The organism is Nocardiopsis ganjiahuensis DSM 45031 (assembly GCF_000341085.1).
Taxonomy (GTDB): Bacteria; Actinomycetota; Actinomycetes; order Streptosporangiales; family Streptosporangiaceae; genus Nocardiopsis; species Nocardiopsis ganjiahuensis.
Map to the genome: position 1 here is coordinate 274,112 of NZ_ANBA01000002.1, position 19,399 is coordinate 293,510.

Sequence of the window (19,399 nt, forward strand, 5' to 3'; positions counted from 1 at the left end):
GGCACTACCTCCCCGTCTTCCAGCAGGCGGCCCAGTGGCCGGGGTCGATCTCCACCAGCGGCGGAGTCTCGGAGCACTCCTCCGAGGCGATGGGGCAGCGGTCCTTGAACCGGCAGCCCGTGGGCGGCTTCAGCAGCCCGGGCGGGGTGCCGGGGATGCCCTCCAGCCGCGTGTCCTCCGTGGTCGTGCCGACCTCGGGCAGCGCCCCGATCAGCATCTTGGTGTAGGGGTGCTGCGGGTCGTTGATGATCGTGCTCGCCGGGGCCTTCTCGGCGATCCGGCCCGCGTACATCACCATGACCGTGTCGGCCATCTGGTAGACGAGCGAGATGTCGTGGGTCACGAAGATCATGCTCTTGACGTAACCGCGGTCGCGGAACTCCACCATGGACTCGACCACCGACCGCTGGGTCGACACGTCCAGGGCCGACGTGGCCTCGTCCGCGATGAGCAGGGACGGGTTGAGCAGGGTGGCCATGACCATGACCACGCGCTGCTTCATCCCGCCGGACAGCTCGATCGGGAACCGGTTGAGCACGTCGGGGTCGAGCCCGACCAGCTCCAGGCGCCGGTTGAGCTCCTCGGCGATCGTGTTCGGGCGCACGCCGCGCGAACGCAGCAGCTCGTTGATCATCCGCCCGATCTTGCGGGTGGGGTTGAGCGCGCTCATCGCGTACTGCGGGATGAGCGAGATCTCGTGGAAGCGGAAGGGGGTCATCGCCCGGTCGTCGGCGATGGGCACGTCCTTGCCGTCCAGCTCGATCGTGCCGTCCACGTGCCGCATCCGGCCGTCGAGCCGGATCAGGCTCTTGCCGAGGGTGGACTTGCCGCAGCCGGACTCCCCGGCCAGGCCCATGATCTCCCCGTCCGCGAGGTCGAAGCTCACCCCGTCGAGGGCGTGGACGTCCCCGCGCAGGGTCTGGTAGTAGACCTTCAGGTCGTTGACGCGCAGGGTCATCTCACAGCTCCCGCAGCTTGGGGTTGAAGACCTCGTCCAACCCGACGTTGAGGATGTACATCGAACCGACGAGGACGGTGATCCCGGTACCTGGCGGGATGAACCACCACCACATACCGAGTTGGAGGGCGCTCCATCCGACGGCGTTCTCCAGCATCAGGCCGAGGGAGACACCGCCCGCCGGTCCGAGTCCGATGAAGTCGAGGCCGGCCGCGATGAGGATGGCCCCGCCGAACAGCAGGATGAACGACATCACCAGGTAGGAGCTCATGTTGGGGGCGACCTCGGAGGTGATGATCCGCCAGGTGCGCCGTCCGCTGAGCCGGGCCAGGTCCACGTAGTCGCGGGTGGCCAGGGAGAGAGCCTGGGAACGCACCGCGCGCGCGGCCCAGGGCCAGGAGGTCAGGCCGATGAACAGCGCCTGGACGAGCAGTCCGCGCACGTCGAGGTAGGCGACGGCGACGATCAGCACGACCATGCCGGGCAGGACCAGCACGACGTTGGTGAGCATGTTGAGGATCTCGTCGACGATCCCGCCCTTGTATCCGGCCACGAAACCGATCGTGGTGCCGACGACGAAGGCGATGCCGCCGCCGAGGGCCCCGGTGAAGAAGGTGGAGCGCAGACCGTGGACGAACTGCGCCCAGATGTCCTGGCCGAACGTGGTGGTGCCGAACCAGTACTCGGAGCTGGGCGGCTGGCTCTGCGGACCGACGTACTCGTTGGGCCCGTGGTCGACGAACAGGGGGCCGATGAGACCGGTCAGGAGGAGGATGAGCACGATGCTCGAGCCGATGAGCAGTTTGGGGTTGCGCCGGGCGAAGTGCAGGGTCTCGGAGACCTTGCGCTCGCCGACCGCCTCGGGGGCGCTCGCGCCGTCGGCGGCCCCAGGGGCTCCTGGGATGTTGCTCATGAGGAGCCTCCCGTCATCTGGACGCGCGTGCGCGGGTCGACCAGGACGTAGATGATGTCGATGATGAAGTTGGCGATCAGCACGCCGATGACCACGAACAGGAAGATGCCCTGCAGGAGGAAGAAGTCGCGGTTGTTCAGCGAGTTGAGCATCAGTGTCCCGAGACCCGGGTAGTTGAAGACGATCTCGGTGAGCAGCGCTCCGGCGATGAGGGTGCCCAGCTGGACGGCGAGTCCGGTGATCTGCGGCAGCATCGCGTTGCGGAAGGCGTAGCGGCGGATCAGCCGGCGCGGGGCGCCGAGCGCCTGGAGGTAGTTCGAGTAGTCCGCCTCCAGCTCGTAGATGATCATGTTGCGCATGCCGATCGCCCAGCCGCCCAGCGCCACGACGAACATGGACAGGAACGGCAGGAACCAGTGGCTGAGCAGGTTCGAGATGAACACCCACGAGAACGAGGGTGTGAGCGCGAAGCTGTAGCCGCCGGCGGTCGGGAAGAACCCGCCGTTGACCGCGAGCGCCCAGGCCAGCAGCAGGGCGATCCACATGTAGGGGGTCGCGGTGAGGATGTAGCCGATCGGCAGGAGGGTGTTGTCCAGGATCTTGCTGCGGGCGGCGAAGGCGCCGAAGCGGTTCCCGATGATCCAGCTCAGGATGATGGCGGGGAGCAGCAGGCCCACGGTGAAGGGCACGGCACGCAGGATGATGTCCGTGACGGGCTCGGGGTAGAGCCACACGCTGATCCCCAGGTCTCCGCGGAACAGTCCCGCCCAGAAACTGAAGTACTGCTGGTGAAGCGGGGTGTCGAGCCCGAAGACGTCGTTGTAGTACGCCGTCATCCGCTCCAGGGCCTCAGGATCGGAGATCGAGGCCCTGCTGAGCATGCTGCTGACGGGGTCGCCGGGCATGAAGCGCGGGATCATCCAGTTGATGGTGACCGCGACGACGAAGGTGATGCCGTAGATGCCGATCTTGCGGCCCATATAGCGCCACACGGGTGTCCTCCAGGTGTGGGGGCGCGGGTCGTGGAGCGCTCCCACGAAGGGAGCGCTCCACGGATGCGCTATTCGGCCAGTTCGATCTCGGCGAGGGTGTAGATGGCACCCATCTGGTACATGTTGTTCCACATGGTGGCGAAGTTGTCGGGCGTGTCCGAGGCTTCGCTGGGCCAGTTGGTCCACACGTTGTTACTGGCCTGTGACCACATGCCGTTGTACCAGAGCGGGATGATCGGCAGGTCCTCCAGGAAGATCTCCTGCAGGTCCGAGGTGATCTCGGCAGCGCCCTCGACGTCGTCCGCGGGGACGGCGGCGAGCTGCTGGGTCAGGTCCCACGCCTCCTCGTTCTCGTACCGCGCGTAGTTGGCCGTGGTCTGCTGCTCGTTGATCGGCAGCTGGAAGATGAAGTCGTAGTAGGTCCAGGGCGTGTTGCTCAGGCCCCGGTCGTTGTTGATCATCAGGTCGAACTCCGCCTTGCGGAAGTTCTCGATGAGCAGGTCGTGCTCGGGGAAGGCGGGCTCGACGTTGATCCCGACCTCCTGGGCGTTCCCGGCGATGACGTTCGCCGACTCCATCCAGTCGGTCCAGCCGGAGGGGACCTCCAGGGTGAGGGTGATCTCCTCGCCGTCGGGGGTCTCGACGAAACCGTCGCCGTCCTCGTCCAGGTAGCCCGCCTCCTCGAGGATGGCCACCGCCTCGGAGGCGTCGAAGGAGAAGCCCTCCTCGGAGACCAGCTCGTGGTCGATGTAGTCGTCCCACTGCGGGAGCAGGCCGGAGGGGTCGGCCGGCTCCACCAGGTTGGTGTAGGGGCCCGTGACGATCTGTTCGAGGTCGATCGCGTGAGCCAGCGCGCTGCGGAACACGGGGTCGCCCAGCGCCGGGTGCTCGTGGTTGGGGATCAGCCAGGCGGTGTTCGCGGACTGCATGTAGGGCGCGCCCGCGTAGTAGCTGGTGATGTTGTTGTCGTCGTTGATGACCTGGTCGATACCCGGGAGGAAGTTGTTCGAGAGATCGATCTCGTGGTTGTTGAGCATGTTCATCGTGACGTCGTTGGACGCGTTCACGATGTCCACGATGTAGGTCGGCTTCATCTCCAGGCCGAGGGCCTCGGTGCCCCACCAGTCGTCGTTGCGCTTCCAGACCATGCGGTCGTCGGCGTGGTTCTCGTAGACGTAGGCGCCGGTACCGACCGGATCCTGGTTGGGGTCGTCGGTGACCTTCGACTCGTCCTTGTCCGCCCAGATGTGGTCGGGGACGATCGCGCGGGCCGAGACCCAGTTCATCCACTCCTGGGGGCGGGGCTCGGAGAAGGTGAGGGTGACCTCGCGCTCCCCAGTAGCCTCGGCGCTCTCCAGGTAGTCCCAGACGTTGCTGTAGTGGATGTCGAAGTGACCGAGCTCCAGGGTGGTGACGACGTCCTCGGCGACCAGGGGTTCGCCGTCGGTCCACTCGACGCCCTCACGAAGGGTGATGACGTGGGTGTTCTCGTCAGGCCACTCGTCGCTCTCGGCGAGCCAGGGCGTGTACTCGTTCTCGTTGGGGTCGAAGAGGAAGAGCGGCTCGTAGACCAGCCCCACCGTTCCAACCGCGTAGTTGCCCTCCATGATCGGGTTCCAGTTGGTCGGAGGACCCCAGGCGGTGCCCGTGGTGTACAGCGTCTCGTTCCGGGGGTAACCCTCGGAACCTCCGCCCTCGCCGCCTTCGCCCGAGCACGCGCTGGCCACCATCACCAGTGCTGCCAGAGCAGCGGGAAGCCTCAGAGATTTCATCTCGACTCCTTCTTCCACCCGGTCGGCCCTCCATACGGGGGGAAGCCGATCCTGTCTCGGAAGGCTGGGAGCGCTCCCACTAGAGGAAGCGAAGGGCCGTTGCTGAACCGGGTAAGTGACGTTAACAACAACACGGACGCATGAACTCCGTCAATCCCCGACTCTTCGGTGTTATTCGCTTGTAACAGCGGATACGTGTGAAACCACCAACGGGCCGGTGCTCCCCCGGGGCTGCATCTCGCCCACCGAGGACTCCTCGCTCTCCACCCGCTCGTCCGCCAGCACCCGGCCGAGCATGCGTGCGACCTGGCGTCCGTGACCGACCACGTCCCGGCTGATCGCGGTCAGTGAGGGCCGCACCAGGCGGCAGAGCGCGGAGTCGTCCCAGGCCACGATCGACAGCTGGGAGGGCACGTCGACGCCCATCTCCGCCGCCACCCCGAGCCCGGCCACCGCCATCAGATCGTTGTCGTACAGCAGCGCGGTGGGCCGCTCGGCGGAGGCGAGCAGGCGGCGCGTGGTACGGGTCCCGGCCTCCCCCGTGTAGTCGGCGTGCACCGAGTACGCCTCCTCCAGGCCGGCCACGGCCGCCGCCTCCCGGAAGGCCTCGCCGCGGATCCGGGTGTGCACGAGCTCCTCCGGCCCCGCCACCCTGGCGATACGCCGGTGCCCCAGCGCCGCGAGGTAGTGGACCACCTCGCGCACCGAGGCGGCGTCGTCGGTGTACAGGCACGGCAGCCCGTCCCCGTCGTAGGGTCCGCCCAGGAGCACGGCGGGCAGGCCCAGGCTGCGGGCGGCGTCCGGCCGGGGGTCGTCCACACGCAGGTCGACCATGACCACTCCGTCGACCCGGCGCTCCGAGGCCCAGCGCCGATAGACCTCGATCTCCGCCCCTGTGTCCTCCGTGACCTGGAGTAACAGGTCTGTTCCGGCAGAGGACAGTTCCATCTCGATGCCGGAGACCAGCTGCATGAAGAACGGCTCGATCCCGAGCGAGCGCGCCGGGCGGTCCACCACGAGGCCCACCGCGCCCACCCGACCGCCGGGCGCCAGGGCCCGGGCCGGGTTGCTGGGCGCCCACCCCAGGTCATGGGCGATGTCCAGGATCCGCTTCCGGGTCTCCTCCGAGACCCCCGGCCGACCGTTGAGCGCGTACGAGACCGCTCCCTTGGACACACCCGCCGATTTGGCGATGTCCATGATCGTCGGCCTCCGCATCACAGCCCCCACAGCGTTCCCCTAACGTCCTCTGCCCGACGTGTTCCCAGCGTTTTGCGACTCTGTGACCGCCGTGCGGCTGAACCGGTTAAGCAATCGGAAGGGGATTCTACCCACGGAGGTGCGGACCATCCGGGGGATTTTCCGGGCGGCGGCTAACTCTGGCAGCCGGGGCACCAGTACAGGGTGCGGCCGGACAGTTCCGTGGCCGAGACCGGAGACGAGCAGATCCGGCAGGGGTCGCCGGTCCGGTAGCAGACGTAGAGGGTGTCGGGCCGGGGCACCGGTCGGGCGTCGGGGTCGGGGCGGTCCTCGGGGCGCGTGGTGATGATGTAGCCGTCCCGTACACCGTCCCGGAGCAGTCCGGTGAGGTCGGCCCACAGGACGTCCCACTGCTCCCTCGTGAGGTCGCGGCCGGGGGTCATCGGGTCGATCCCGGCCCGGAAGAGGGATTCGGCACGGTAGATGTTGCCGATGCCCGCGATGACGTCCTGACGCATCAGGAGCACCGCGAGGCTGCTGCGGGAACGGCTCACCGTCCGCCAGGCCCGCTCCGGGTCGGCGTCGGGGCGCAGCGGGTCCGGGCCGAGCCGCTCCTGGACGGCGCGCTTGTCCTCTTCGGTGACGACCTCGCAGGCGGAGGCGCCGCGCAGGTCGGCCCAGCCGGAGGAGTTGACCAGGCGCACGCGGACCGCGCCCACCGGGTCGGGCGGCAGGACGAAGCCGTCGGGGTCGCGTTCCAGGTCGAGCCGGTCGGCGCCCTCGCTCCGGGGCGCGCCCAGGTGGCGTTCGCCGTCGGCGTCCCCGAAGGACCAGGCACCGTAGAGGCCCAGGTGCACCCGGAGCCACTCCCCGGAGTCGAAGCCGAGGAACAGGTGCTTGCCGTGGGCCTCGCTCTCCGTGAGCACCCGCCCGTCGATCCGGGCCGCGCCCTCGGCGAAGCGCCCCTGAGGGCTGGAGGCCCTCACCGCGGTGCCGCCGAAGGCCTTGTCGAAGTGCGCCGCCAGCCGGTGCAGCGTGTGGCCCTCAGGCACCCGTGTCCACCTTCCCCTCCCCGGCCCTGACCACCGGGCGAACCGGCGCGTTTCGGGCGTCTGTGTGTCGCCCCCAGGATAGTGCGGCCCCCGGGAGGACCGGCGGGTCAGCAGGCGGCCAGGATCTCCTCCACCAGCGCTCGGGGATCGGCCAGACAGCGCCAGGCCGGAACCACCACCACGAGGTCCTCACAGACCTGGTTGAGGGCGTCACCCCTGGTCAGCAGGCGACGCAGGGCGGGACCGTCCGGTTCCCGGTCCAGGAGCAGGACCACCCGCCGGGCGCCGTAGCTGACCACCAGGTCCGCGGTCCATCCGTGGATGCGCGGTCCCACGTCCACACCGGTGCCGGCGGCGCGCAGGGCGTCGACCAGGGCGCTGCTCGCGGGGTCCGTTCCGCCTCCGGCCCGCCCGGTGAGCAGGTCGCCGAGCGGGCCGTCGCCGCCGGACCAGTGGGCGCGGTCGCCCACCACCACGAGGCGTCGACGGGTCCGTGTCAGCACCGACGACCACAGGTGGCTCATCCTGCGCACCCGCCGCTCGGCGATGGCCGGGGCCCCGGCGGCGAGCACCGGTGAGAGCACGGTGACGTCGGCCGCGGCGGCGTCGGAGTCCAGCATGCCCGGTCCGCCGACCCGCACGCGGTGGCGCAGGTGGCGTTGGCGCAGCAGTCTCCGGATCAGGGCCACCTGGGGCTGCAGCGGGGCGACGACCGCGAGGCTGTGGCCCTCCGGCAGCTCCCGGTCGAGTTCGGCCACGACCACGGCCACCCGGTAGGCCTCGTCCCGGTTGACGTAGGAGGAGCCGGGCGCGGCCTCGCACTCACCGGTGACGTCGCGCCACTCGAAGGCGGGTGCCCCGGTGGGGTCGGGGCGGCTCAGCACCCCGAGCCGCCCTCCGTAGCAGTGCCGGGAGGCGGCGTCGGCCAGGTCCTCGGGTGCCCCGTCGTGCTCGTCCAACCAGAGCATCGGCGGCGCGGCCGCCTGCACCGCGCGCAGAGCCGATCCCGAACCGTGGCGCAGCGCGTGGGCGTCCAGATGCTCCGCCGCCAGTCCGGCGGTGGCCAGGGCGCGGCGCTCCTCCTCCGGTTCCAGCACGGTCCCCGGTCCGGGGTGTGCGGGGTCGCCCATCACGACCGCGCGGCCCGCCCGGTAGAGCACCGGCAGCAGCTCGCTGACCCGGGTCTGTTCGGCGCCCACCACGACCACCAGGTCGTACAGCCCGGCCTCCGGCGGCAGGGCGCGCGCCTGGTCGGTGCGGCAGACCCACACGGGCAGGGTGTCCAGCAGGTTGGCCAGGCCGGGCCAGTCCCCGCCCTGCTGCCAGTTGAGCGTCTCGATGCGGTTCTCGATGGCGGTACGGCCGCGCCACAGGCGGGGCTCGGTGACCGCGGTCAGGCAGGCGGAGCTGGCCCTGCGGTGCGCGGCCAGGGCGTCCGCGAGCTCCGCGGTGAGTTCGTTCAGGGGTGCGCACCGCGTCCTGCGGTCCACGGCCTCGCGCCAGTCGCTCTCCAGCCGGGCGACGGCGCAGAGCTGGTTCAACCCCTCGGCGTCGGTGGCCACCCCCAGTTCGCGGCGGACGGCGGCCCGGTGCTGCAGCCCGCCGAGCCCACCCGCGGCGGCGCGTTCGGCCCGGTGCCGCCAGTACTCGGGGCCGCCGCGCTCGGGGGTGAAGAGGCTGTCGGGGTCCCAGCCGCGGACGATGCTGCGGCCGCGTTCCTCGGCAAGGTGCGCGAGGACGTGGCCGCCCGAGGCCATCGTGTCCATGGCCGCCCAGACCGCTCTGACCCGGTTCCAGGCGGCGACCAGTTCGGTCCGGTGGCCGGTGCCGTCCTCACCCGTCGCCGGGGAGCTCCCTGCGGGCAGGGCCCCGGCGTGCTGGGCGAGCAGCCGGGTGAGCAGGCGCAGCTCCCCGGCGCGCCGTCCGGGGCCGCCCGCCCGGACGACGGGGTGCCCCGGAGCGGTGTCGGCCGCGGCGAGGACGGAGTCGAGGTCGGCCTCGGTGCGGCCGCACACCAGGACCCGCTGGCCGCTCGCGACGGCGGTGCGGACCAGCGTGTCGACGAGGCCGTGGACTCCGCTGCCGGGCGGGGACGCGACCACGGTGAGCTGTTCGCGCATGGCGGCGCGCAGGACCGCGTACTGGGCCTGGCCGAGGGCGGTGGTCGAGACGGGCACCGGCGCGGGGTTGTGGTCCTCGGCCTCGGCAGTGCGCCGCTGGGCCCGGGCGCCCCGGCGCAGCAGGCCGAAGGCGGGCTGCGGTGCGGCCGGCTTGTCGCCCCGGACGCTCGGAGCGCCGTGGTGGAGGGCGCTGCCCAGCAGGGATTCCAGCGCGGTGCCGGGGACGGAGTCCGGGTCGAGCCCGTCACGGTCCGTGGGATCCAGGTCGGCGAGGATCCCCTCCGTGGTGCCGGGGTCGGGCTCCTCTCCGTCGCCGGGGCCGCCGGGGCCGGCCCTGAAGAGCACCGCGGTGTTGTGCGCCCCGGTGGTGACCGTCCGGGGTCGGCCTCGGGTGCCCAGCGGCGCGATGTCGTCGACCCGTTCGATCTCCAGCCGGGTGAGCAGGGTGCGGACCTTGGCGGCGAGGTCGGCGGTGGCGGCGGGGCGGCGGGCGGGGTCGGGCGCCCCGTTGCGCAGCCGGGTGCGCAGCTCGAAGAGGTCCTCCGGGTCGGTGATGCCGAGCCGGGCCAGCAGCGCGGTGTTGACGTCGGGCCGGCCCACCGCGCGCAGCAGCGGGGTGCCATCGCCCGGGCGGACCGTTCCGTCCGGGCGCGTGCCGGCCTCGGCGCCGGTCTCACCCGAGGCGCGCACGTCCACGATGAGCAGCGGCAGGGCCACCCGGTCCGCCCCCTCGCCGAGGACCACCAGGGGGTAGCCGTAGCGCAGGGCCTGGCCGTGGCGCGCCGCCAGGCGCATGACCCGGGCGCTCTCGGGGTGCAGGGGGAGCGTGTCCCGGGCGCCGCTGAACAGCAGTTCGGGACCGGCGGGCAGGCAGGCGCAGGTGTCGGAGTCGAGGTGCTCGGCGCGCACGACGTGCGTGTGCACGGCCTCACGGCGCAGGCAGGCCCTGAGGTAGGCCAGGAAGGAGCGGACCTCGCCCCGGTCCACCGGGGATTTCCAGCGCAGGGAGGCCGCGGCGACCCCGGCCGCCGACCGCCCACGGTCCGGTTCCTGCCCGACCGAGAGCGGGTAGGTACCGGTACCGCCGATCTGCTCGTCGTCCCGTAGTGACCTCACGACGCCCCCTGACCACCCGATCTTGGTGACCAGGCGATTACTCCCCGCTGTCAAGGCTCATTGTGGTGCATTTTTGACGCCTCCACCCCGGGAACGCCGGAACCCGTCGCCACTTTCACGCAGTGTGACGTTGGTCGGGGCCCGGGCCCGGCGGGGCTCAGGCGGCCCGGCCCCCGACGACACCGCGCAGCCACACCGCGACGAGCTCCACGACCATGACGACGCCGAAGACCATGAGGGTGATGAGGGTGACCACTCCGAACTCCAGGACCCGGGCGGCGTTGAGCAGCTCGTAGCCGATGCCGCCCGCGCCGACGATGCCGAGGATGGTCGCCGCCCGGATGTTGACGTCCAGCTGGTACATGCTGTGGCCGACGAAGGCCGGCAGCGCCTGGGGCAGCGTCGCGCCGAAGAACACCTGGATCCGGCTCGCGCCGGTGGCCCGGAGCGCCCGTTCGGGGCCGGGGTCGACCTCCTCGACCGAGTCGGCGACCAGCTTGCCGAGCAGGCCCACGACCCCGATGGCCAGGGCGAGGGTGCCCGCGACCGGGCCGAGTCCGATCATCACCACGAAGACGATCGCCAGGATCAGCTCGGGCACGCTCCGGACGAACACGATGAACATCCGGCAGACCTGGCCGACCCGCCGGCTGGGGGCGACGTTGCGCGCGGCGAGCACGCCCACCGGCAGTGCCGGCAGCATGCCGAGCAGGGTGGCGGCGAAGGCGATCTGCACGGTGACGACCAGGCCCTGGAGCAGCCGGTCGCCGATGCCGCCCGACTCCGGGGGCCAGAACATCGCCAGGACACCGAGCGGGCCCCGGTTGGAGTCGATGAAACCGTTGAAGTCGAGCGCCGAGTAGGCGACCGAACCGACCAGGACCGCGGTGGTGACCAGGACGTAGAACGTCCGGCGCACGCGCTCCGGCGTCCAGGGCGGGCTCACCCGGCCCGAGGCCAGCGCCTCGGCCGAGGCGGTCCGGGGGTCCACCGGGGCCGGTCTCCCACCCGTGCGGGCCCCGGTGCCCGGCCGCAGACGGGCCACCAGCCCGGTGACGCCCGTAGGACGCTGCTCGGTGTCCGGCAGCAGCGCCCGGCGGACGGCGACCGACAGGAGCTCGATCGACACGCACAGCAGCAGCACGATCAGCGCCAGCGCCATGCCCCGCTGGTAGTCGAGCCGGCCCAGGGCGTGGGCCAGGTCCTGGCCGATGCCGGCGACGCCCACGAACCCGAGGATCACCGAGATCCGGAGGTTGATGTCGAGCCGGTGCATGGCGGTGGCGACGAACGCGGGCAGTACCTGGGGCAGCACACCGCCGGTGAGTTCCTGGAGACGGCTCGCACCCGCGGCGCGCAGCGCCTGGCGCGGGCCCTCGTCGATCTGCTCGACGGCGTCGCCGTAGAGCTTGCCGACCATGCCGACCGAGTGCAGGCCCATCGCCAGGACACCGGTGACGGCGCCGAAGCCGAAGAGCCGGAAGAACAGGATCGCCAGCACGACGTCGGGGACGGCCCGGGCGATGACGATCAGGGCACGGGCGACCGTTCGGGCCGGCCTTCCCGGCGTGGTGTTGCCCGCCGCCCACACCGCGAGGGGGATGCTCAGCACCACGGAGAGCAGGGTCGCCGCGATGACGACGGCGAGAGTGACCCCGAGGGGCCCGGCCAGTTCGGCCGGGGTGGGGAAGTCCAGCGGGAGGGTCCGGGAGAGGAAGTCGGAGGCGTTGTCCGCGCTGGAGAGCAGGGTGGCGACGTTGATGCGCAGGTCGATCACCGACCAGACGCCGACCCCGACCAGGGTGAGCACGGTCAGGAGCGCGGCGACCCCGCTCGGACCGGGCAGTGGCAGGGTGCGCGGTCGGGCGGCGGGGGCGTGCGGCCCTCCGGACGGCGCCGGGGGTTCGGTGGCGGCGGGGGACGTGGCGGCGGGTTCGGTCATCATGTGCGCTCCCCCTGTCAGGCGGTTGTCAGGGGCGCGGCGGAACCGACCCTGGCGTAGACGGCCATCGCCTCGTCACGGCCGAGCTCGGAGACCGGGCTGTCCATGACCACCCGACCCGTGCGCAGACCGACGATCCGGTCGCCCCAGGAGAGCGCGAGGTCGACCTGGTGCAGGCTGCACAGCACGGTGAGGTTCTCCTCGGCGGCGACCTCGCGGATCAGTTCCATGACCTGGTGCGCCGACTCGGGGTCCAGGGAGGCGACCGGCTCGTCGGCGAGGAGCACCTCCGGGTGCTGGAGCATGGCCCGCGCGATGGCGACACGCTGCTGCTGGCCGCCGGAGAGCGTGTCCGCCCGCTGGAAGGCGCGGTCGGCCAGGCCGACGCGGTCGAGCTGGGCCAGGGCCTCCTCCCGGACAGCGCGCGGATAGGTCGGCAGTCCCAGCCGCGGCCCGCGCATGCGGCCCAGCGCGCCGGTGCAGACGTTCTCCAGCACGGTCAGCGAGCCCACCAGGTGGAACTGCTGGAAGACGAAGCCGATCCGGCGCCGGAGCGCGCGCAGCTCGCGGCCCCGGGCGCCGGGCACGTCGACGCCCAGGACCTCGACCCCGCCGGATGTCGGCATCTGGAGGCCGTCGACGTGGCGGAGCAGCGTGGACTTGCCCGACCCGGACAGGCCCAGCAGGACGAGTACCTCGCCGGTGTTCGCGGTCACCGACACCCCGTCCAGGGCTACGGTGTCACCGAAGCGTTTGGTGACGTTGTCGAAGCGGACGGCGGGACGGGGCCGGGGTGCGGTGTCCACACTGCTCCTCGTGGTCAGTGGAGGGAAACGGTCGGGGCGGGGATCAGCTGTCGCTGCACTGCGGGGACTGAGTGGCCTCGCAGACGACGTCGAGCGGGGCGTAGAAGTCCTCCGGGACCGACTCCCAGCCCCAGATCCGCTCGTCGGTGAGGTCGCAGTCGCCCTCCTCGCAGTAGCCGTTCGCGATGAGGTAGTCCTGGTTGCCCTTCTCCTGCAGGGCCGTCATCACCGTGTCGAAGAGCTCCTGGTCGAGGCCGTTGTAGACGGTGATCGGGGAGCTGGTGATGGTCTCGGACTCCCAGACCACGCGCAGGTCGCCCTCCTCGACGGAGCCGTTGTCGACGAGGGTCTCGTCCACCATCGAGTCGAAGGCGAAGCCCGCCTCGCACTCGCCCGCCGCGACCGCGATCGCCGAGGCGTCGTGGCCGCCCGCGAAGGTCTCGTCCCAGTCGCCCTCGTCGATCCCGGCCTCCAGCAGCCCGGCCAGCGGGTACAGGTAGCCGGAGGCGGAGTTGGGGTCGACGAAGCACAGGTGCTTGCCGGCGAAGTCGTCGATGCTCTCGATGTCGGAGTCGGCCGGGACGACACCGTAGGAGACGTAGCCGGGCGGCTCGTCCTTCTCCTGGATCATGGCGCCGGCGACGCTGATGTCCGAGCCGGTGTTCTTGGCGATGTAGTAGGAGAAGGGGCCGTACTGGGCGATGTGGATCTGGCCGCTGCGCTGGCCCTCGATGACCGCCGCGTAGTCGGTCGCGGTCTGGAACTCCACCTCCAGCCCGGTCTCGTCCTTGAGCATCTCGATGACCGGCTCGTAGCTGTTCTCCAGCCCGGTGGCCTCCTCGGCGGGGACCGCGCCGATGATCAGGGTGTCGGGGGTGAGCCCCTCCCCGCTCTCCGAGGCGTCGGCCTCGGCGGCCTCGTCGGCGCTCGGCCCGCAGGCGGCGAGGAGGGCGAGGGCGGAGGCCGCGGCGGCGAAGGCGCCGGTAGTGCGGCCGAATCTGGTCTGCATGGTTCGGGGGACTCCTCAAGACGGTCCGCCCAAAAGCGGACATCTCACTCATCGGGACGTCTCCCACTGTGCAGACCCGTGACTGTCGGCAACCGACGGCAAGGTGACCGGGCACCGAACGGGCAGCGGCGTCTTGGTGCGCCCCCCGGTGGGAGCGTGACCGGAAGGTCACCGAGGCGTCACAACCCGGCGACGGTGCGTCAGAGGACCGGGCTTTCCGGGGCGCGGGCAGGTCAGGGGGTGTGTCAGGAGCGGCCTTCGCGCACGCGGAGCGCGATCCACAGTTCGGTGCGGTGGTCGGGGTCGTCCAGGTTCCCGGGGAGCAGCTCCCGGATCCGCCGCATGCGGTAGCGCAGGGTGTGCCGGTGCACGCCCAGCTGTTCGGCGGCGGCGTCCCAGCGCCCCGAGGCGGCGAGGTAGGCGCGCAGCGAGGCGAGGAGTTCGGGCGCGGCGCGCTGTTCGTCGATCGGGGCGAGGAGGTCGTCGGCCATCCGGGCCCCGGCAGGGGTGTCCAGCAGGCCGAGCAGGCCGCCCGGAAGCTGGTCGAAGCGCCGGAGGGGGTCGCCGTCCTCCGCGGACGCCGCCCTGGCGCGCTCGGCCTGGGAGCGGGCGGCGGCCAGGTCCGTGTAGCCGACCGGGGCGCTCAGCCCGACGGGGCCGGCCAGGAGCTCGCCGAACACGCTCTCCTCGGTGTCGGCGGCGGCCAGCACCACCGTGCGCCCCTCGTGTGCGGTCACCAGGACCCCCTCGGGCAGGGGCCCGTCCGGGTCGGCGCCCTCGGCGACGGCCACCACCACGGGTTCGGCGGGCAGCACCGTCCGCAGGGCGGCCGCGCCCGGGTGCAGGGGGTCCAGGGCGCCGTCCAGCAGCGCCGAGAGCACGCCCGCCCGGACCCGGGAGCCCCGGCCCGGGGAGGACCGCTCGAGTTCGAGGGAGAGCAGTGACACGGCCGCGTTGACCAGGGTGCGGTCGTCGGATCCGGACACCCGCACCCCGCCGATCGCGAGGAAGCCGCGGGCCCGGCCGCCCGTGGTCAGGGGCTGCACGGAGACGCGGTCGCCCGCGGAGGCGACGGAGACGCTGGCGCGGGGGCCCGCGGCACGCAGCCGGGAGAGTTCGGCGGCCAGCCCGGGCGCGCGCACGGCGGCCGAGGAGGGGGCGGCGTGCCGGACCGTGCCGTCGGGTGAGAGCAGCAGGACCCACCCGCCCAGTTCGCGGGCGAGCCGGTCCACCACCGCGGGCGCGCCGGTCAGCGCGGCCCGGGTGAGTTCGCGCTGGGCGGTGAAGGCCCGGCTGAGACCTTCGTACTCCTCCTTGGCGAGCAGCCGGGAGACCTCCTTGCCGACCGCCATGAAGGGGGTCTCGCGGCCGACCTCGACCAGGGCGACCCCGAACTCCTCGGCGGCCGCGCGCAGCTCCTCGGGGGTCCGGTCGAAGTTGACCGCGGCCCCGAAACCGATCCCGGCGATGTCGCGCTCGGCCAGGCGGCGCACGTAGGCGCGCAGGTCGGGCAGGCGCTCGACCCAGCGCACCCCGGTGGTGAGCACCAGCTCTCCCCCGGCGAGGTAGGGGGTGGGATCGGCGAGCTCGCTGACCGCGACCCACTCCACCTGCCGGTGTGTGCGGTCCTGTCCGGTGAGCAGCCGCAGACGCAGACTCGGCGTGCGCAGCAGCGCCCCCAGTGTCGGCGGCATCGGTATCCCCCCGTAGCTCTCCCCCGTGCTCCTGTGGCCCTGACGCAATGGCACAGGACACTCACTCGATTATCCACTGTGTCCATGGGTGTCCGGTTCGGCGCGCCTTAGTGTCTTGCGGGTCCGCACCCCCGCACCACCACCCCTTACAAGGAGGCAGCCGCATGGCCGCGACCGAGGTCGTCCAGTCCCGCCGGATCGTCACCGAGATCCCCGGCCCCAAGTCCCGCGAGATCCAGAAGCGCCGTTCGTCGGCTGTCGCCCAGGGCGTGGGCAGCGTGCTGCCCGTGTACGTGGAGCGCGCGGGCGGCGGCATCGTCGAGGACGTCGACGGCAACTCCCTGATCGACTTCGGCTCCGGTATCGCCGTGACCAACGTCGGCAACGCCGACCCCCGCGTGGTCGAGCGCGCCGCCGAGCAGCTGGGCCGCTTCACCCACACCTGCTTCATGGTCAACCCGTACGAGGCGTACGTGGACGTCTGCGAGGCGCTCAACCGGGTCACCCCGGGCGACCACGAGAAGCGCTCCATCCTGCTGAACTCGGGCGCGGAGGCGGTCGAGAACGCCGTCAAGATCGCCCGCAGCGCCACCGGGCGCCAGGCCGTCGTGGTGTTCGACCACGCCTACCACGGCCGCACGAACCTCACCATGGGCCTGACCGCGAAGAACATGCCCTACAAGCACGGCTTCGGGCCGTTCGCGGGCGAGATCCACCGCATGCCGATGGCGTACGCCTACCGCTGGCCCACCGGCCCGGAGAACTGCGGCCCCGAGGCGGCGGCCGCGGCGATCGACCAGATCACCAAGCAGGTCGGCGCCGAGAACGTGGCCGCGATGGTCATCGAGCCCATCCAGGGCGAGGGCGGCTTCATCGAGCCCGCCCCCGGGTTCCTGACCGCCCTGGTGGAGTTCTGCCGCGCCAACGGGATCGTGTTCGTCGCCGACGAGGTGCAGACCGGTTTCGCGCGCACCGGCGACATGTTCGCCTGTGACCACGAGGGCATCGTGCCCGACCTGATCACCACCGCCAAGGGCATCGCGGGCGGCCTGCCGCTGGCCGCGGTGACCGGCCGCGCCGAGCTCATGGACGCCGTGCACGGCGGCGGCCTGGGCGGCACCTACGGCGGCAACCCGGCCGCCTGCGCCGCCGCCCTGGCCGCGCTGGAGGCCATCGAGTCCGACGACCTGACCGGCCGCGCCCGCGGGATCGGCGAGCTCATGCTCGACCGCCTGAACGCCTTCGCCGACAAGTTCGACGTGGTCGGCGACGTGCGCGGCCGCGGCGCGATGGTCGCGATCGAGCTGGTCAAGGACGGCAAGGAGCCGAACCCGGAGGCCGTGGCCCAGGTGCTGAAGCACTGCCACGCGCGCGGCCTGATCCTGCTGAGCGCGGGCACCTACGGCAACGTCATCCGGATGCTGCCGCCGCTGGTCATCGGCGACGACCTGCTCAACGAGGGCCTGAACATCCTCGAGGAGGCCCTGGCCGGCCTGTAGGCCCCCTCAGGTCCCCGGTGACGTTCCAGCCCACGGGACGTCACCGGGTTCCCCAGGCGTAGGTCTGCTTGCGCAGCTTGAGGTAGAGGAAGGTCTCGGTGCTGTCCACCGATTCCACGGCCCGGATGGCGGCGAGGATGTCCAGCAGCCGGGCGTCGTCCTCGGCGACGACCTCGACCATGAGGTCGAAGGAGCCCGCGGTGATCACCACGTACTCCACCCCGTCCAGTTCCGAGACGGCGTCGGCGGCGGCGTTGAGGTCGCCCGAGGTCCGCACGCCGATCATCGCCTGGCGGTTGAAGCCCAGCGTCATGGGGTCGGTGACGCCCACGACCTGGACCACGCCGGACTCCAGGAGGCGCTGGACGCGCTGGCGCACCGCGGCCTCGGACAGGCCGACGGTCTTGCCGATGGCCGCGTAGGAGAGGCGTCCGTCCTGCTGGAGGACCTCGATGATGCGTTTGGCCGTATCGTCCAACACCACCCCGTTGACCCGTCGCGCGGGACCGGGGTCGGGCTGTTCGGTCACAGGTCCTCCGTGTGTTACCGACGGTGCTTGATTCGGTTACAGCTTTTTTCCGACGCTTCGGCTGCAGGAATTCATTGTTCCAGCATCACGACACAACGGAATCCAAGGTACTGCACGGTTGCGGCGCCTCGGTGCCGCTCCGGGGCGGCTCTCAGCGCTTGTCCCGGACCGAGTCCAGCGACAGCAGGGCCACGTGCAGTGACAGGCACGTCTCCACCGACTCCAGGTCGGTGTCGAGCACGTTGGAGATCCGGCGCAGCCGTTCGTAGAAGGCGGGCCTGGACAGGTGCGCCCGGCCCGCGGCCAGCGCCTTGTTGCGCCCCGCGCCGAGGTAGTGGCGCAGCATGTCGGTGAGGTCCCCGCCGTGCCGGGCGTCGTGGTCCAGGAGCGGGCCGAGTTCGCGCTCCACGTAGGTCTGGAGGCGCTCGTCGTCGCGGAACAGGTGCAGCAGGCCGCGCAGGTGCAGGTCGGGCAGCCGGTAGAAGGGACGCCGGTCGCTCTGCTTGATCGCCACGTCACCCACCTGGCGGGCTTCGAGGAAGGACCGGCGCACCTCGCGGATGCCGTCGGCCGACGAGCCCACCGCGAGCACGGCCGCGTCTCCGACGGTGCCCCGCACCCGGTCCGCGAGCAGGTGCAGTGTGGCGTCCAGGCGCTGTTTGTTCGGCAGGGCCAGCAGGATGCCGACGCGCAGGTCGTCCAGGGAACCCACCAGGGCGGACAGGCGGAGTTCGCGGCAGGCGCGGGCGGCGCCCTCGGCGGTGTCGGACAGGCGGGCCTGGGCGGCCAGCCCGGTTCCGCTCTCGCGCAGGCGCAGGACCAGTCCGACCAGTTCGCGGCCGTTCAGGGGCACCCCGACCGCGCGGGCCCGGACCAGGGCCTCCTCCGGGTCGGAGTAGGCGCGGTCGATGATGCCCGCGATGATCGTGCGGTGGGTCTGGCGCTCCAGGCTCTCCTGGTGGCGTTCCAGCAGGCGTCCCAGGGCGAGGGTGGTGGCCGCGCGCTCGATGAGCATGGTCTGGCGGGCGGTGGGCGCGGCCCCGGTGATGAGGATCAGCCGGCCCCAGTCCTGGCCCCGGGCGCCGACCGTGGTGACCAGCCAGCCGGTGGCGGGCGCGTGCACGGTCCGGGTGCCGGTGCGCACCGACCGCGAGCGGCTCTCCCAGGAGGTCAGCAGGGTGCCGGGGTCCTCGCCGTTGAGGTCGCAGGCCAGGACCTGGTGGGTGAGGTTCTCCAGCACGACCGGGCAGCCGGAGATCTGGGCCACCTCGTGCAGGATCTGCCCGGCGTCGGCCCCCTCCACGGAGAGCTGGGTGAAGACCGAGTGGAGCTTCTCGGACTCGCGCAGCTCCTCCAGCTGCTCGTTGACCACCCGGATGTGCACGGCCTCGGTGATCTCGACGAAGCGCGCCTCGCGGTCGAGCAGGATGACGGGGATCCGGGCGTCGGTGGCGGCCTCGAGGAAGGCCTTGGGGAGTTCGGCGTGGTACTTGCGGCCGAGTTCGACAGCGATCCCGCTGACCCCGGCGTCGGCGATGTCCTCGATGTAGCGGCGCAGGGCGGCGGGGTCGTCGGGCATGGCGATGCCGGTACTGAGTACGAGCTCGCCGCCGCGCAGGAGGTGGGCGAGGTCGGTGACCTCGGCGATGTGGACCCAGCGGACGGCCACGTCCAGGTACTCGGATCCGGCCACCACACGGGGCCGGGCCTTCTGGAGAGCGGGGAGCTGGAGGACCTCGGCAAGGGTGGGAAGCACAGCGACAGTCTAGGACGTTCTGTCAGGCAGACGGGCAAACT

Annotated in this window: 14 protein-coding genes; 1 reads left to right on the plus strand and 13 read right to left on the minus strand. The window is 71.5% G+C overall.

All coding sequences use genetic code 11. The features are described from left to right. Positions 1–4: 4 nt before the first annotated feature. From D458_RS0101840 to D458_RS0101890, 11 genes are all read right to left on the minus strand, one after another. On the minus strand, positions 5–958 hold the full coding sequence (locus D458_RS0101840; protein WP_017585024.1) for an ABC transporter ATP-binding protein: 954 nt from the start codon (positions 956–958) through the stop codon (positions 5–7). A 1-nt stretch (position 959) separates the two neighbouring features. Beyond that, complete coding sequence (locus D458_RS0101845) at positions 960–1,871, minus strand: ABC transporter permease (protein ID WP_017585025.1); 912 nt, start codon at positions 1,869–1,871, stop codon at positions 960–962. Further along, positions 1,868–2,863, minus strand: coding sequence for an ABC transporter permease (locus tag D458_RS0101850; RefSeq protein ID WP_026118898.1), 996 nt, complete (start codon positions 2,861–2,863; stop codon positions 1,868–1,870). The genes D458_RS0101845 and D458_RS0101850 overlap by 4 nt, the downstream gene beginning before the upstream one ends. A gap of 68 nt (positions 2,864–2,931) precedes the next feature. Beyond that, a complete protein-coding gene (locus D458_RS0101855) occupies positions 2,932–4,635 on the minus strand; it encodes an ABC transporter substrate-binding protein (protein WP_026118899.1) in 1,704 nt (567 codons plus the stop codon). Positions 4,636–4,806: 171 nt separating this feature from the next. Beyond that, a complete protein-coding gene (locus D458_RS0101860; protein ID WP_026118900.1) occupies positions 4,807–5,853 on the minus strand; it encodes a LacI family DNA-binding transcriptional regulator in 1,047 nt (348 codons plus the stop codon). Positions 5,854–6,008: 155 nt separating this feature from the next. Then, positions 6,009–6,887, minus strand: a complete 879-nt coding sequence (locus D458_RS0101865; RefSeq protein ID WP_017585029.1) for an Fpg/Nei family DNA glycosylase — start codon at positions 6,885–6,887, stop codon at positions 6,009–6,011. Positions 6,888–6,994: 107 nt separating this feature from the next. Next, complete coding sequence (locus D458_RS0101870) at positions 6,995–10,123, minus strand: hypothetical protein (RefSeq protein ID WP_017585030.1); 3,129 nt, start codon at positions 10,121–10,123, stop codon at positions 6,995–6,997. 157 nt (positions 10,124–10,280) lie between these two features. Next, a complete protein-coding gene (gene phnE / locus D458_RS0101875) occupies positions 10,281–12,068 on the minus strand; it encodes a phosphonate ABC transporter, permease protein PhnE (RefSeq protein WP_017585031.1) in 1,788 nt (595 codons plus the stop codon). Positions 12,069–12,082: 14 nt separating this feature from the next. Beyond that, positions 12,083–12,871, minus strand: a complete 789-nt coding sequence (phnC, locus tag D458_RS0101880; protein WP_017585032.1) for a phosphonate ABC transporter ATP-binding protein — start codon at positions 12,869–12,871, stop codon at positions 12,083–12,085. A gap of 43 nt (positions 12,872–12,914) precedes the next feature. Continuing rightward, positions 12,915–13,880, minus strand: a complete 966-nt coding sequence (locus tag D458_RS0101885; protein WP_017585033.1) for a phosphate/phosphite/phosphonate ABC transporter substrate-binding protein — start codon at positions 13,878–13,880, stop codon at positions 12,915–12,917. A 245-nt stretch (positions 13,881–14,125) separates the two neighbouring features. Beyond that, positions 14,126–15,574, minus strand: coding sequence for a PucR family transcriptional regulator (locus D458_RS0101890; RefSeq protein ID WP_017585034.1), 1,449 nt, complete (start codon positions 15,572–15,574; stop codon positions 14,126–14,128). 164 nt (positions 15,575–15,738) lie between these two features. Here D458_RS0101890 and gabT point away from each other — a divergent pair, with 164 nt between their 5' ends. Further along, on the plus strand, positions 15,739–17,073 hold the full coding sequence (gabT, locus tag D458_RS0101895; RefSeq protein WP_017585035.1) for a 4-aminobutyrate--2-oxoglutarate transaminase: 1,335 nt from the start codon (positions 15,739–15,741) through the stop codon (positions 17,071–17,073). A 40-nt stretch (positions 17,074–17,113) separates the two neighbouring features. Here gabT and D458_RS0101900 read toward each other — a convergent pair whose 3' ends face one another. Then, a complete protein-coding gene (locus tag D458_RS0101900; RefSeq protein ID WP_017585036.1) occupies positions 17,114–17,602 on the minus strand; it encodes an Lrp/AsnC family transcriptional regulator in 489 nt (162 codons plus the stop codon). A 151-nt stretch (positions 17,603–17,753) separates the two neighbouring features. After that, on the minus strand, positions 17,754–19,358 hold the full coding sequence (locus D458_RS0101905) for a PucR family transcriptional regulator (RefSeq protein ID WP_017585037.1): 1,605 nt from the start codon (positions 19,356–19,358) through the stop codon (positions 17,754–17,756). Between the last annotated feature and the right edge of the window lie 41 nt (positions 19,359–19,399).